Below are 14,511 nucleotides of genomic sequence, written 5' to 3'. Positions count from 1 at the left end.
TTTAAAGCTGGACTATGATTAAATGCATAAAAATATAGATTTTAGGACTTTAAAAGGCGTTTGACTTGTTTTAACAAATAAACGATTCTAAAAAGTTTCTCCGGCATTTAGATAAAATCCTTTTGAATTATTTCCCCAGGCATTATCGATAACCAAATTTGTACGTGTTTTTTTGTCTATTAATAAGCGAAGGCCAACGCCTGCTGCTGGCTGAACAGAATGAAAAAGCGGAGTATTAGTATCTGAATTGCCTGCCGTTACAAAATTAGTAAAAACTGTACCGCTCAGCATTTGATTGCAGGTTATTGGAAATCTGAGTTCTGTGGATAGATAAATTAAATTATTTCCCCGAAACAATCCCTGCGTATAACCTTCTCCACTTCTGCTGCGCTGATCCCAGCCAATTGCCGGCAGATTTAAATACGGAACTTCTCCTCTGGTCACAAACTGTCCGTAAGACCAAATTGCAAGAATATAGTGATCGTTTTTCTGCGAAAGCGGAATAAAATTACGATATTCTGCAAATAAAACATTGCTGTATTTTTGATTATGAAATAAAACAGGATTAAAACGGTAATTGATATTAGCAAACCATCCTCGTGAAGAATTAACCTGATTATCGCGTGAATCGTAAACAAAATTCAGACTCACTCCCGTTAGAAAATATTCTAAATTATCAAATCCATGTGTTTTGCTGTAATTATAATGATAGGTCAGGCTGCCGTTTTCAACATCCAATTTTTTATCATTTATGTCTGTGTACCAATCTATGTTGATTCCGCCGCCAGCATAAAAATTCTTTTTCACTTCAAAAGAAGCAGTCTGATGAAATTTAAAATAATTATAATCCATGGCCTGTGCCAAAGAATCAATACTAAAACCAGGCGGCTGATCCCTACGCGGCGGAATTATATCGGTTCCGAGTCCGTAATTGGGCTGCGAAAATATATAAAGCCTATAATCTCCGCTTAAAAATATTCGGTTATTCCTGAGCAGAATATTATTCTTTACATTTATCATCCATTGTTTTTTGAGTGTATAAATTATGCCAAGATTTGCTATTGAATATTTATCTGATGCTTTTTTTCCTTTAAAGGTATATTGCGCAACAGCACCAAAAAAAAATCCGGTTGCAGGCTGAGAACCAATGGCCGGAATTACAAGAAAAAAATTATTTTTTGTGGGTTTCACAACGAAAACAGAATCGCTTTTTTTGAAGATTTCAAAAATGGTTTTAGGCGGGCATATTTCTTTATCCGGAGAATCAATTTGAGCTTGGGCGCATAAATAGAATGGAAACAGAATGAGCAAAACTGTAATTTTAATTTTGTGCTGAAAAAAATTATTGTTTAAGAATTTCACTTTACAAAATTTTAAATTCTACTAAAACCAAATGCAAACTTTATTGTAAATATAACTCATTTTCAACACATTAAACAATATAAAACAAAAAAGCCGTCAATACAAATGACGGCTTGTTATCATATTTATTATAACAAAATTATTTTGTGATAAATTTTGGATGTATTAAATTTTCCAATGAATAAATTTCATCCCATTTTTCCTGAGTAATCAGCTTTCTTTCTACAACAGCAATTTGATGTACGCTTTTGTTTGTTTTTAAAGCTTCACCCGCAATACTTGCACTTTCTTCATAACCAATAATTGGATTTAACTGCGTTACAATTCCAATGCTGTTCATGACCATATTATAGCAGTGATCAACATTTGCTGTAATTCCGTTTATGCATTTATCAATTAAGGTTTGAATGGCATTCGAAAGATAATCTAAAGACGTAAACATCGCAAAAGCAATTACAGGTTCCATTACATTCAGTTGTAACTGTCCCGCTTCTGCAGCCATTGTAACGGTTAAATCCTGACCAATTACATAAAAACAAGTCTGGTTTACGACTTCCGGAATTACCGGATTTACTTTCCCCGGCATAATCGAAGAACCCGGCTGACGCGCTGGTAAATTAATTTCGTTTAAACCTGTTCTTGGCCCCGAACTTAATAATCTTAAATCGTTGCAGATTTTAGAAATCTTAACTGCAGAACGTTTTAATGTTCCCATAATCTGCACATAAGCTCCTGTATCAACTGTCGCTTCGATTAAATCTGGTGAAAGCGTTAACGGGATTCCAACTTCTTTTGCTAAGTATGAAACACAAAGTTCAGGATAACCTTCTGGAGCATTTACTTTTGTTCCAATTGCCGTTGCACCCATATTTATTTCTAATAATAACTGCTGCGCATTTTTTAAACGCTGAATGTCTTCGCCAATTGTAGTTGCATAAGCTTTAAATTCTTGTCCTAAAGTCATAGGCACAGCATCCTGCAGCTGTGTTCTTCCCATTTTTAAAACTTCTTTAAATTCTTCTCCTTTTTTAGCAAAAGCCACTTCTAAACCCGCCAGCGTTTTAATGAAACTTTCCATTTTTAAGTACAATGCAATTCTAAATGCCGATGGATACGCATCGTTTGTAGACTGCGAACAGTTTACATGATTGTTTGGATGCAAAAAGCTGTACTCTCCTTTTTTATGTCCAAGATATTCAAGTCCGATATTGGCAATTACTTCGTTGGCATTCATATTTACAGAAGTTCCTGCCCCGCCCTGAATTAAATCGCTTACAAATTCACCATTAAATTTTCCGGCAATAACTTCATCGCTTCCGTAGCAAATAGCTTCGGCAATTTTTGGGTCTATTGCGCCACAGTCTTTATTGGCAAGAGCTGCAGCTTTTTTTACATAACCTAAAGCTTTAATAAACAACGGTTCTTTTGAAATAGGAATACCGGTAATATTAAAATTTTCTACCGCTCTAAAAGTTTGGATTCCGTAATATAGATGATTAGGAATTTCTAATTGCCCTAAAAAATCATGCTCCTTTCTTGTTGGTTCCATATAATAAAATTGATATATTTTAACTTGAAAATGAGTGTAAAGCTACATCAAATTATGGATTAATGATGTAAAGGAAATCAAAATGATTTTTGATTTACGAATAATATTTTGTTCTAAATTATTACCTTTTCAGCTTCAAATAATTATCGAAAAGAGTTGAAAAAAGAAAGCGAATATTTTCTTGACAAAGAATATAATACAATTGTTTATGCCCAAGATGATCTTAATTTTAAAGATTTTGAATGCTGTGTTTTCAATAATTGTAATTTTTCTGCCTGCACTTTTTTAGCGGTTACTTTTATCGATTGTGTTTTTAACGACTGCATTTTTACCGAAGCAAAAATTAATTATGTTGCTTTTAGAACTGTTACTTTTAATGGATGTGAAATAAAAGAAGTAAATTTTGCCATGTGCGATAAATTGATTTTTGAAGTGCGCTTTAATGACTGTATTCTTGATTTTTCAAAGTTTTATACTTTAAAATTGAAGGGAACTCCGTTTACCAATTGCAGCTTAATTGCGGTTGATTTTATGGCCGCCGATCTAACAGGCGTTTTATTTGACAACTGTGATTTATACCGCTCCGAATTTGACAAAGCCATCGCTAACAAAGCCGATTTTAAAACGAGTTATAATTATTCGATCGATCCGTCCAAAACTAAACTTAAAAAGGCTGTTTTTGCTTTGAAAGAATTGAAAGGGTTATTGTTTAAGCATGATGTGATTGTAACGTAGTTTCTAATAAATAGAACGTGGATTACACCGATTTGCTTTGCAAAAGCGCAGATGAAACTGATTTTTATCTAATTTGAAAAAATTAAATCCGTTTAAATCAGTGTCTTTGCAAAGCAAATCGGTGTCATCCGCGTTCTGTTCTGTATAGCTTTTTCCCAAAAGTGGTTTTGAATTATTTTTAAAGCCATTTTTTATAAGTTTATTAAAAGATATTAAGAAATAATTTAAATATATTTCACGGTTTTAAGTTCATTTAATATATTTTTGCCACGACTAAATCACATTTAACAATAAAAATGGCAGAACTAGAAGTAATTAAACATACCAAAAAAATGCACGAAATAGCAACAGACAAAAAACATACTCTTGTAGAAAAAATCAAAGAGATTGGTTTAGAAATTTTCATTATTGTTTTTGCTGTTTCTTTATCGATATGGCTTCACGGATGGAGCGAACACAGACACGAACAAGAACAGGTTAAAAAGTTTTTGCTTGGATTAAAATCTGATATTCAAAGTGATGTTGATGACAGTAAAACGATCATTAAACAATATCAAGACTTTGGAAAAGTATACACTTCTCTTAGTAATTTAGATAAAAACAAACCTTACGATCAGGAAGTTTTAAAAAAGCAACTGGCATACATTAATACGAATGTTTATTTAAGACCTAAAATTTACAGATTTAATGGTTTTGTTTCTTCAGGCCGAATTGGAAATATAGAGAATGATTCTCTTTCTTTAAATATCCTGAAATTTTATCAGGAAACACTTTCTGAAGTTAATTCATCTGAATCTGGATGGCTTTCAAATCAAAAAAAATTGCAAACTTATTTAGATGAAAATCTAACTGATCCTGAAAGTACCACAGATAATTTCAGGGTTTTAACAACGCCAAAAGGTAAAAAACTTTCAAAAAATCTTATTCCGTGGAATCAGATTTACGAGCGATATAATAATTTGATTAAATCTGGAGAAGTTATTATTAAACAGATTGATGAAGAATATGATTTGAAATAATATTGTTTAATTGAATAAAAAAATGCCAGTTTTTAACTGGCATTTTTTTATTTTAATCACCTATAAAATGGTTCAACACACAGTTTGTCATTTCGACGAAGGAGAAATCTCAACAAGTAACTCCGCATAAAAAAGCTGTCCAATCTTTGTAGAGTTTCTTACGAAGATTTCTCCTTCGTCGAAATGACAAGACTACTTATAAATTTAATCTTGTATTTTCTTCCCCATCACATAATCCTCCATTAAATACCCATTTCCAATTTCTATATCAACTGTTTCCTTAATTTCGAAACCAAGCTTTTTATAGAAATTTAATGCCGGATTAAAGCGGTTTACATTCAGTAAAAGTTCTTTCGAATTATTATCTAAAGCTAACTTTTCAATAAAACCGAAAACCGTTTTGCCGTAACCTTTTCCTTGTGTTTCCGGCAGAAGATAAATTTTATGGATTTTGGTTACAGCTCCATTTTTATAATTATGTTCAATTCCGATAAAGCCAATTGTAGATTCTGAATCTGAAATTAGATAAAATAATTGTTCTTTATTCTCAATCTGATTCGATAAAGCTTCATCAGAATAAAATAAACCTAACATGTAATCTAATTGTGTTTGAGATAAAATTTCGCCATAAGTAATTGGCCAGGTAATATTTGTGATTTTTTGAATTGTTTTAATATCACTTAAACCTGCTTCTGAAATTGTAATCATATTCTATTTAAAAAGTATTTTTTATTTTGTAAAAACCTGATTTTCCTGTTCGCTTACGCGGATGAAAGTCGTTCGTTTAGTTAATTCTTTTAATCTTGAAGCTCCTACATAAGTGCAAGTGCTTCGAATTCCGCCTAAAATATCTAAAACAGTTTCAATTACATTTCCTTTAAAAGGAACCTGAACCGTTTTTCCTTCGCTTGCTCTGTATTCTGCAACACCACCGGAATGTTTATCCATGGCTGTTTTCGAACTCATTCCGTAAAATTGCTTGAATTTTTGGCCATTAATTTCGATAAGTTCACCTCCGCTTTCTGTATGTCCGGCAAGCATCCCGCCTAACATTACAAAATCGGCTCCGGCTCCAAAAGCTTTGGCTACGTCACCTGGTGTGCTGCAGCCGCCATCGCTTATAATATGCCCGCCTAATCCGTGAGCTGCGTCGGCACATTCGATAATGGCTGATAACTGCGGGTATCCAACACCCGTTTTTACACGAGTTGTGCAAACCGAACCTGGACCAATCCCAACTTTTACAATATCTGCTCCGGCCAAAAGAAGTTCTTCGGTCATTTCGCCTGTCACCACGTTTCCGGCAATTATTATTTTGTCGGGATATTGTTGTCTTGTTTGTTTTAGAAACTGAACAAAATGTTCTGAATATCCGTTTGCCACATCAATGCAAATGAATTTTAATAATGGATTTGCAGTTATTATTTTTCCGATTTTCTCAAAATCTTCTTTGCCGGTTCCGGTACTCACCGCAATATGATCGTAGAAATCCGGCGTGATTTTTTTTAGAAAATTATTCCATTCTTCTAAAGTATAATGTTTGTGAATAGCGGTAAAAAGCTTTTCTTTTGCCAAAACCTCAGCCATTTCAAACGTTCCAACCGTATCCATATTTGCTGCCATGATCGGAATTCCAGACCAATTTGCCGTACTGTGCAAAAATTTAAAATTTTGTTCCAGATTAACTTCAGATCTGCTTTTAAGCGTTGATCTTTTGGGTCTGAACATTACATCTTTAAACCCTAATTTCAGGTCCATTTCTATTCTCATAATTCGAGATTTTGGTTACTCTCAAATATAGGAATTTTAGATTTTAGATTAATATACTGAACGTTTATTTTGCACGCTGATTTTATTGTTTTTTTTGATTTGCCAATAGCGGCGGGGCTTCGACTTCGCTCAGCCTGACAGGCGTGAAAACTGTGACTGCATCTATGGCTATAGCAAAAAAAACTGAAAACTGAAAACCGCGACTGAAAACTAAACTTTACCCGTGAATCGTCTCTCCTTTTCCGTAATTGGTAATGATTGATTCTTCAAAAGCAAGCCATTCTCTCCAGCGTTTTTCAACGTCAATTCCTGTTCCGTATTTGCGTGCGTAAGTGATGAATGTGGTGTAATGTCCGGCTTCGCTTTCCATTAATTCTCTGTAGAAAAGAGCCAATTCTTCGTCTTTAATATTTTCAGAAAGTACTTTAAAACGTTCACAGCTTCTGGCTTCGATCATAGCAGAAAATAAAAGTCTTTCTACTAAACCAGAAACGCGGCTTCCGTCGCCGCTTCTTTTCATATATTGATATAGTTCGTTTACATAGTCATCTTTACGCTCGCGTCCTAGTTTCAATCCTCTTTTGATAATGATATTATGAACCTGCTCAAAATGATCAATTTCTTCTTTGGCTAAAGCCAATAAATCCTTAACTAAATCCTGATGCTCAGAATTGTTGGTAATAATTGTAATCGCGTTTGTTGCTGCTTTTTGCTCGCACCAGGCGTGATCTGTAAGGATTTCTTCTATGTTTTTCTCAACAATATTTACCCATCTTGGGTCGGTTGGTAATTGTAATCTTAATACGCCCATGTTTTTTTGTTTGAGGTTTATTTTGTTTCAGGTTTCAAGTTTTTCTGCTTCATATTATTTAAAAACGAAAAAAGTTTAAAGTTTTGTTTTACGTTATATTTCCGCATTACAAAACTTTAAACTTGAAACTTTAAACTTGAAACTAAATATTAGTATTTGAAAATTGGTCTTTCGCTCATTAATTCGTTTACTTCTTCAGCAACTTCTTCGATAAGATCTTCATTTGTGTGATCAGTAAGAACTTTATCGATAAGTGCTACGATAGTTTCCATATCTTTTTCAACTAAACCACGAGTTGTGATTGCAGCTGTTCCAACACGAATTCCAGACGTGATAAATGGTGATTTATCGTCAAAAGGAACCATGTTTTTATTTACTGTAATTTCTGCTTTTACCAATGCATTTTCAGCTTCCTTTCCAGAAATATTTTTATTTCTTAAGTCAATAAGCATCATGTGGTTATCAGTTCCGCCAGAGATAATGTTGTAACCTCTTTTTACAAAAGCATCTGCCATTGCATTTGCATTTTTCTGCAATTGCATTGCATAAGTAAAGAACTCATCTTTAAGCGCTTCACCAAAAGCAACTGCTTTAGCAGCAATAATATGCATTAAAGGTCCGCCTTGGTTTCCCGGGAAAACAGCTAAATCTAATAATGAAGACATCATTCTGATTTCTCCTTTTGGAGTTGTTAATCCTTGTGGATTTGGGAAATCTTTCCCCATTAAAATAAGACCTCCGCGCGGTCCTCTTAATGTTTTATGAGTTGTTGTAGAAACAATGTGGCAGTGAGGAATTGGATCGTTTAACAATCCTTTTGCAATAAGACCTGCAGGATGAGAAATATCAGCAAATAAAATTGCTCCTACGCTGTCTGCAATTTGTCTGAAACGTGCAAAATCCATGTCACGTGAATAAGCAGAAGCTCCTGCGATGATTAATTTTGGCTGTTCTTTAGTTGCAATTTCCTGAATTTTATCATAATCTAAACGACCAGTTTCAGCATCTACGCCATAAAAAACAGGACGGTATAAACGACCTGAGAAATTTACCGGCGAACCGTGCGTTAAGTGACCTCCATGAGATAAATCGAAACCAAGAATAGTATCTCCTGGATTTAAACATGCATGGTAAACTGCCGTATTTGCCTGAGATCCTGAGTGAGGCTGTACGTTTGCATATTCTGCACCAAATAATTCTTTGGCTCTGTCTATAGCAATCTGCTCAATAACGTCAACTACTTCGCAGCCTCCGTAATATCTTTTGCCAGGATATCCTTCAGCATATTTATTTGTTAAAACAGAACCAGCTGCCTGCATTACCTCATCACTTACAAAGTTTTCTGAAGCAATAAGCTCTAATCCGTGAATTTGTCTTTCTTTTTCTTCTTGTATAAGATCAAAAATTTGTTCGTCGCGTTGCATTTTTTCGTTTTTCGTTAATTTCCTGCAAAAATACAAAAAAACGTTTGTGATACTGTTAGATTATGATATATTTGACATGTAATTTTTCAACAAATAATTAACATCTCACATGCCAATAACCGCCAACGATACTAAAAGAAAATCATGGTTAGAAGTACCTGAAAACAGTGACTTCCCCATTCAAAATATTCCTTTCGGTGTATTTCTTACTAAAGAAAATGTCGTTACAGTAGGAACCAGAATTGGCGATTACGCTATAGATTTAGGGGCTTTACAACAATTAAACTATTTTGAAGGAATAGATTTAACCGATGATATGTTTATGCAGGACACGCTTAATGATTTTATTTCTGACGGAAAAAAAACATGGCGTTTGGTTCGAAATCGTATCGCTGATATTTTCGACGAAAACAATCCTCAGCTTCGGGATTCAACAAAAGACCGTGATATTGTTATTTTTAATATCGATGATATAGAAATGCAGCTGCCGGTTTTAATTGGCGATTATACCGACTTTTATTCCAGTAAAGAACATGCCACAAACGTTGGTAAAATGTTTCGTGATCCAGAAAATGCACTGCTTCCAAACTGGTTACACATTCCGGTTGGCTACCACGGAAGAAGTTCTACAATAGTTCCATCTGGAATTCCGGTTCACAGACCAATGGGCCAGACCCTGCCTCCAGGTGGAGATTACCCTGTTTTTGGTCCGTCTCGTTTAGTTGATTTTGAATTGGAAACGGCTTTTATTACTACTGATGTAAATGTAATGGGCGAAAACATTTCGACTTATGAAGCAGAAGATTATATTTTCGGAATGGTTTTACTGAATGACTGGAGTGCGCGTGATATCCAAAAGTGGGAATATGTGCCGCTGGGGCCTTTCTTAGCTAAAAACTTTGCCTCTTCAATTTCTCCATGGATTGTCACTATGGATGCTTTAGAGCCTTTTAGAACTAAAGGGCCAAAACAAGATCCATCTCCTCTTCCTTATTTACAAACAAAAGGGAAAAAGGCTTTTGACATTCATTTGGAAGTTTCATTGAAACCTGAAGATGGTGAAGAAACCGTAATTTCAAGATCTAATTTTAAATATTTATACTGGTCAATGACCCAGCAGTTAACGCACCATACCTCAAACGGATGCCGCGTAAATTCTGGTGATATGATGGGTTCAGGAACCATTTCAGGCCCAACTCCTGACAGTTTTGGTTCTATGCTGGAATTGACTTGGGGAGGAAAAAATCCGGTAAAATTAAAAGACGGAAGCGAACGTAAGTTTATTGAAGATAACGACACTGTAATTATTAGAGGTTTCTGTGAAAACGCAGAAGTCAGAATTGGTTTTGGTGAAGTCTGCAGCCAGTTATTACCGCCTTTTATCAGACAATAAAAAAAAGATAAATTATCTGAAGAGATATAGAAGAAAAAAACCTTGGTTATAGCCAAGGTTTTTTTATTGTTAATATTTTTGAATCTCGCAAAGTCGCAGATTAATTTATCTTAAAAAATCTTTGTGAGGGCTTCGACTTCGGTCAGCCTCACAAAAAACTTATAGTCTTTGTATTATTAGCTATAACTATTTTAAGCAGGAATCTGCTGGCTTAAGCAGTGCAGTGTTCCAAATCCCCAGATGAAATCAATACAGCTTATTCCGATTACTTCTCTGTCCGGAAAACATTCTGACAAAATATTTAATGCTACACGATCATTACTGTCGTTAAATGTTGGCACCAAAACGCAATTGTTTAGAATTAAAAAATTAGCATAACTTGCCGGAAGTCTTAAATCCTCGAAATCAACTCTTTTTGGCATTGGCAATGCTACAACTACCGGAGATTTTCCGTCTTCTAATTTTGCGTTTTGAAGACGTTTTAAATTATCCTGAAGCGGTTTGTAGTTTGAATCGTTTTTATCTGTCTCAACAATAGTTACAATAGTATCTTCATTTACAAATCGGCATAAATCGTCTATATGTCCGTGTGTATCATCACCTTCAATTCCGTCTCCAAGCCAGATTACATTGGTAACTCCGAGATATTCTTTAAAAACAGCTTCGTAATCTTCTTTTGTAAAACCTTGATTTCTAACCTGAATAGTTGGATGCATTAAGCATTCTTCAGAAGTTAATAAAGTACCTTTTCCGTTTACATCAATAGCACCGCCTTCTACAATTACCGGTTTTCCTTTATACATAACCTGCGTTAAAGGCACATCAATAAAATCAGCGACTTTACCCGGAACAAATTTATCTAATTGATAATTTTTATATTTTGCCCAGCCGTTGAAATTGAAGTTCAATGCTTCTCTTTTTGAACCATTTTTTACAATAATTGGTCCGGAGTCACGCATCCAGCTTCTGTTGGTTTTATGGGTTATATAAGATACATTTTTAGTATTTACATGCGCTCTTTCAAGCATTTCGGCTACTTTTTCCTTCAGTTTTTCATCGGCAACCACCAAAAAAACAGTTTCAAAAGCGGCTGCTTTTTTTATAAATTCTACAAAAGCCCATTGAACTGCTTCGTATTTTCCTGGCCAGTCGTTGCCATTATGCGGAAAACATAACACAATTCCTTGCTGTTTTTCCCATTCTGCCGGAAATCTTCTATTATTTACTGCCATAAAAAAATCTAATTTTAAAAGTGCACAAAGATAAACATTCGGCAGGATTATAAAGCATCTGAATAAAAATCATATTTCTTTTCACAAATATTATCTTCCAAAATTAAGTTAAAGATTAAATAATGAAGACTTAATGTTCGACCAAAATAGGGTAATTACATTTGGCGAAACTAAAAAACTAACAAATGAAAAAAGTAACACTTTCATTATTAGCAGCTTTATTTTTAATGGCAAGCTGTAACAACGATGAAAACTCAAACAACGAAGAACCAGAAGTTGTTGTAAATGAAAATCCGGCCGCTTTTAAAGAAATTGGCTCCATTACAATTGGCGGAGAAGCGGCAGCAGAAATCTCTGCCTACTGTGAAAAAACAAAAAGACTTTTTACTGTAAACAACAGTGGAACCAATCAAATCGATATAATTGACATAGCCGATCCTTCAAAACCTGTAAAAATTGGTAAAATTGATTTAACTGCTTACGAAGGTGCTTCAAATAGTGTAGCCGTTTTTGACGGAAAACTGGCTGTTGCTTTAGAATCTACTTTAAATAAACAAGGGAACGGAAAAGTTGTTGTTTTTAATACTTCTGATTACAGCTTAATAAAACAAGTAACAGTTGGTGCTTTACCAGACATGATTACATTTTCTCCTGACGGAAAATACATTATGACAGCTAATGAAGGCGAACCAAACACAGATTACTCTCAAGATCCAAACGGAACTATTTCTATAATTGATACTAATACTTATACCGTTACAACAATTGATTTTAGCTCCTTCAGCAATCAGGCTGCAACACTGGCAAAAGATGGTTTCCGAATTTCAAAATTTGCTAAAAGCTTTGCTCAGGATATTGAACCGGAATACATAACAATTTCAGATGATTCTAAAACCGCATGGGTGACTCTGCAGGAAAATAATGGCGTTGCAAAAGTTGATTTAACCTCAAAAACTATTACATCAATTTATCCTTTAGGTTTAAAAGATTACAATACCGCTGAAAATGCCATAGACGTAAGTGATAAAGATGATAAAGTGGCTTTTAGTCCATGGAAAGTAAAAGGATTATATATGCCGGATGGGATCAGTCATTTTTCTGCCAATAATATTCCGTATTTTGTTACTGCAAATGAAGGTGATGCCAGAGAATATGCTGCTTATTCAGATATTAAACGCATGAAAGACATGACTCTTGACGCTGCTGTATTTCCTGATGCTGCAACTCTGAAACTGGAAACAAATCTTGGAAGATTAAATCTTATAGCTGATATGGGTGACATAAATGGAGATGGCAAACTTGATGAATTAGTAAGCTTTGGAGCAAGATCTTTTTCTATCTGGAACGGAAACACAGGAAAAATTGTTTATGACAGTAAAAATGATGCAGATAAAAAAACATATGAACTGGGAACTTATGACGACAAACGAAGCGATGACAAAGGTTCTGAACCAGAAGCAGTAGTTGCTGCTAAAATGGGTTCTCAGAATATTTTATTTGTGGGTCTTGAAAGGTCAGACGCTTTTATGACTTATGATGTTACGAACCCTAATGCTCCTCAATATCTGCAAACTGTAAAAACCGGAGACGCACCAGAAGGAATTCTTTTTATTCCAGCTTCAAAAAGTCCAACGAAAAGAAGCCTTTTAGTAGTAAGCAGCGAAGGAGACGGAAGCATTAAAATATATCAGCCAGACTTAAAATAACCAGTATTTTAAATTTCTGAAAAGGGTAAAATTTAAATTTTACCCTTTTTTTTTGTTAAAAATGGAAATTTAATTAACGCATTTTCAGATTCATAGCATAAACAATGGAAATTATGTAAGACGAGATACAACACATTCCCAAAATTCACATCCTACTTTTGCTAAGAGTTTAAATAAAAGCCGAATTAAATATTTGATATTATGAAAAAGAAATTAGCATCTGTATCCCTATTACTATTAGCCTTAACAGCAAATGCACAAATGACTACGACATCTTCAAAACAAATTATCGATCAGCCGGAATATAATAAATGGTCAATCGAATTAAATGGAGGTGTTAATAAACCAACAAGAGCAATGACTCCAGGATATGCTACCGAAAGTCTGAATTTATTTCATGGTGATTTAGGTGTACGATATATGTTTAACCCAAAGTTTGGTGTGAAGTTAGATGTTGGATACGATCAGTTTACTGAAAAAGATAACACTCCTGATTTTGAAAGCCGTTATGTCAGAGCCAGCTTACAAGGAGTTATTAATGTTGGACGAGCTCTAAATTTTGAAAGCTGGACCAATACAATTGGTATTTTGGCACATGGAGGTTTTGGTGTGTCACAAATTAGTACTGAAACTGGTTTTGGCGGTCAGGATTATATGGCTCACGGAATTGCCGGTCTTACAGGACAAATTAAATTAAGTAACCGAGTTGCTTTGACTGGTGATCTTACCGGAATTATTAACGGAAGACAAAACTGGAACTTCGACGGAATGGGAAATACTACAACAGGATCTTTTGATGGTATTTTATTAAATGCATCTGTAGGTTTAACTTTCTATTTAGGTAAAAATGAGAAACATGCAGATTGGTATTCTGAAGAAAATGAAAGATTAAATAAATTGGAGGACAGAGTTACCACTATTGAAACCGGTCTTATTGATACTGATAAAGATGGTGTTGCTGATTTATATGATTTAGAACCAAATACAATTGCCGGAGTTGCTGTAAATACAAAAGGACAATCTATTGACAACAATCAAAACGGTGTGCCGGATGAATTAGAAAGTTATTTAGAGAAAACGTACGGACAAAATGGTAAAGACGCTACAAACAATACTGTTGAGGAGTTAATTAATGGAGGATATGTAAATGTTTATTTTGATTTTAATTCATCTAAACCAACAAACGCTTCGTTATCGGGTGTTGATTTCTTAGTGAAATACCTAAAAAATAATCCTGGAAAATCTGCAGATATTATTGGATATGCTGATGAAATTGGAAAAACAAATTACAATACGGAGTTATCGAGAAAAAGAGCTGAAGCTGTGAAGAAAGTTGCTGTAAATGCCGGAATCGATGCTTCAAGACTAAATGTTATTGCTAACGGAGAAGATACATCTGTTAACAAAAATTCAAAGGAGGCACGTCAAATCGTGAGAAGAGTTACTTTTCAGGTAAAGTAAATTATATATACATTAAAAAAGGCGGTTTCAAAAATATTGAAACCGCCTT

Annotated in this window: 12 protein-coding genes; 5 read left to right on the top strand and 7 right to left on the bottom strand. The window is 34.4% G+C overall.

The window, feature by feature from the left end:
* Positions 1 to 87: 87 nt before the first annotated feature.
* The gene (locus ASE21_RS11215; protein ID WP_057122761.1) at positions 88 to 1,362 is read right to left on the bottom strand and encodes a BamA/TamA family outer membrane protein; all 1,275 of its coding nucleotides are present in this window, start codon (positions 1,360 to 1,362) and stop codon (positions 88 to 90) included.
* Positions 1,363 to 1,501: 139 nt separating this feature from the next.
* Positions 1,502 to 2,911, bottom strand: coding sequence for an aspartate ammonia-lyase (gene aspA / locus ASE21_RS11210; protein WP_057122760.1), 1,410 nt, complete (start codon positions 2,909 to 2,911; stop codon positions 1,502 to 1,504).
* 156 nt (positions 2,912 to 3,067) lie between these two features.
* Between aspA and ASE21_RS11205 the strand changes: the two genes are divergently transcribed.
* Both ASE21_RS11205 and ASE21_RS11200 read left to right on the top strand, forming a co-directional pair.
* Positions 3,068 to 3,646, top strand: coding sequence for a pentapeptide repeat-containing protein (locus ASE21_RS11205; protein WP_057122759.1), 579 nt, complete (start codon positions 3,068 to 3,070; stop codon positions 3,644 to 3,646).
* A gap of 296 nt (positions 3,647 to 3,942) precedes the next feature.
* Complete coding sequence (locus ASE21_RS11200; RefSeq protein WP_057122758.1) at positions 3,943 to 4,665, top strand: DUF6090 family protein; 723 nt, start codon at positions 3,943 to 3,945, stop codon at positions 4,663 to 4,665.
* A gap of 204 nt (positions 4,666 to 4,869) precedes the next feature.
* Here ASE21_RS11200 and ASE21_RS11195 read toward each other — a convergent pair whose 3' ends face one another.
* From ASE21_RS11195 to glyA, 4 genes are all read right to left on the bottom strand, one after another.
* On the bottom strand, positions 4,870 to 5,373 hold the full coding sequence (locus ASE21_RS11195; RefSeq protein WP_057122757.1) for a GNAT family N-acetyltransferase: 504 nt from the start codon (positions 5,371 to 5,373) through the stop codon (positions 4,870 to 4,872).
* Between the two features lie 21 nt (positions 5,374 to 5,394).
* Positions 5,395 to 6,435 carry a GMP reductase gene (locus ASE21_RS11190; protein WP_057122756.1) on the bottom strand — a complete coding sequence of 347 codons (1,041 nt, stop codon included), beginning with the start codon at positions 6,433 to 6,435 and terminating at the stop codon, positions 5,395 to 5,397.
* 217 nt (positions 6,436 to 6,652) lie between these two features.
* Positions 6,653 to 7,246, bottom strand: coding sequence for a tRNA-(ms[2]io[6]A)-hydroxylase (locus ASE21_RS11185; RefSeq protein WP_057122755.1), 594 nt, complete (start codon positions 7,244 to 7,246; stop codon positions 6,653 to 6,655).
* 149 nt (positions 7,247 to 7,395) lie between these two features.
* The gene (gene glyA, locus ASE21_RS11180; protein ID WP_057122754.1) at positions 7,396 to 8,670 is read right to left on the bottom strand and encodes a serine hydroxymethyltransferase; all 1,275 of its coding nucleotides are present in this window, start codon (positions 8,668 to 8,670) and stop codon (positions 7,396 to 7,398) included.
* 109 nt (positions 8,671 to 8,779) lie between these two features.
* Between glyA and fahA the strand changes: the two genes are divergently transcribed.
* A complete protein-coding gene (fahA, locus tag ASE21_RS11175) occupies positions 8,780 to 10,063 on the top strand; it encodes a fumarylacetoacetase (RefSeq protein WP_057122753.1) in 1,284 nt (427 codons plus the stop codon).
* A 191-nt stretch (positions 10,064 to 10,254) separates the two neighbouring features.
* Here the strand turns inward: fahA and ASE21_RS11170 are convergent, their stop codons facing one another.
* Positions 10,255 to 11,295 carry an agmatine/peptidylarginine deiminase gene (locus tag ASE21_RS11170; RefSeq protein ID WP_057122752.1) on the bottom strand — a complete coding sequence of 347 codons (1,041 nt, stop codon included), beginning with the start codon at positions 11,293 to 11,295 and terminating at the stop codon, positions 10,255 to 10,257.
* A gap of 185 nt (positions 11,296 to 11,480) precedes the next feature.
* On the opposite strand from ASE21_RS11170, the gene ASE21_RS11165 reads away from it, so the two are divergent.
* A complete protein-coding gene (locus ASE21_RS11165; RefSeq protein WP_057122751.1) occupies positions 11,481 to 13,001 on the top strand; it encodes a choice-of-anchor I family protein in 1,521 nt (506 codons plus the stop codon).
* Between the two features lie 201 nt (positions 13,002 to 13,202).
* Positions 13,203 to 14,462: an OmpA family protein gene (locus tag ASE21_RS11160; RefSeq protein ID WP_057122750.1), complete on the top strand. Its 1,260-nt coding sequence runs from the start codon at positions 13,203 to 13,205 to the stop codon at positions 14,460 to 14,462.
* Positions 14,463 to 14,511: the final 49 nt, after the last annotated feature.

This window comes from Flavobacterium sp. Root901 (assembly GCF_001429765.1).
Classification (GTDB): Bacteria; Bacteroidota; Bacteroidia; order Flavobacteriales; family Flavobacteriaceae; genus Flavobacterium.
The sequence above is the reverse complement of the archived record's forward strand: the minus strand, read 5'-3'. Positions and strand labels throughout refer to the sequence as shown.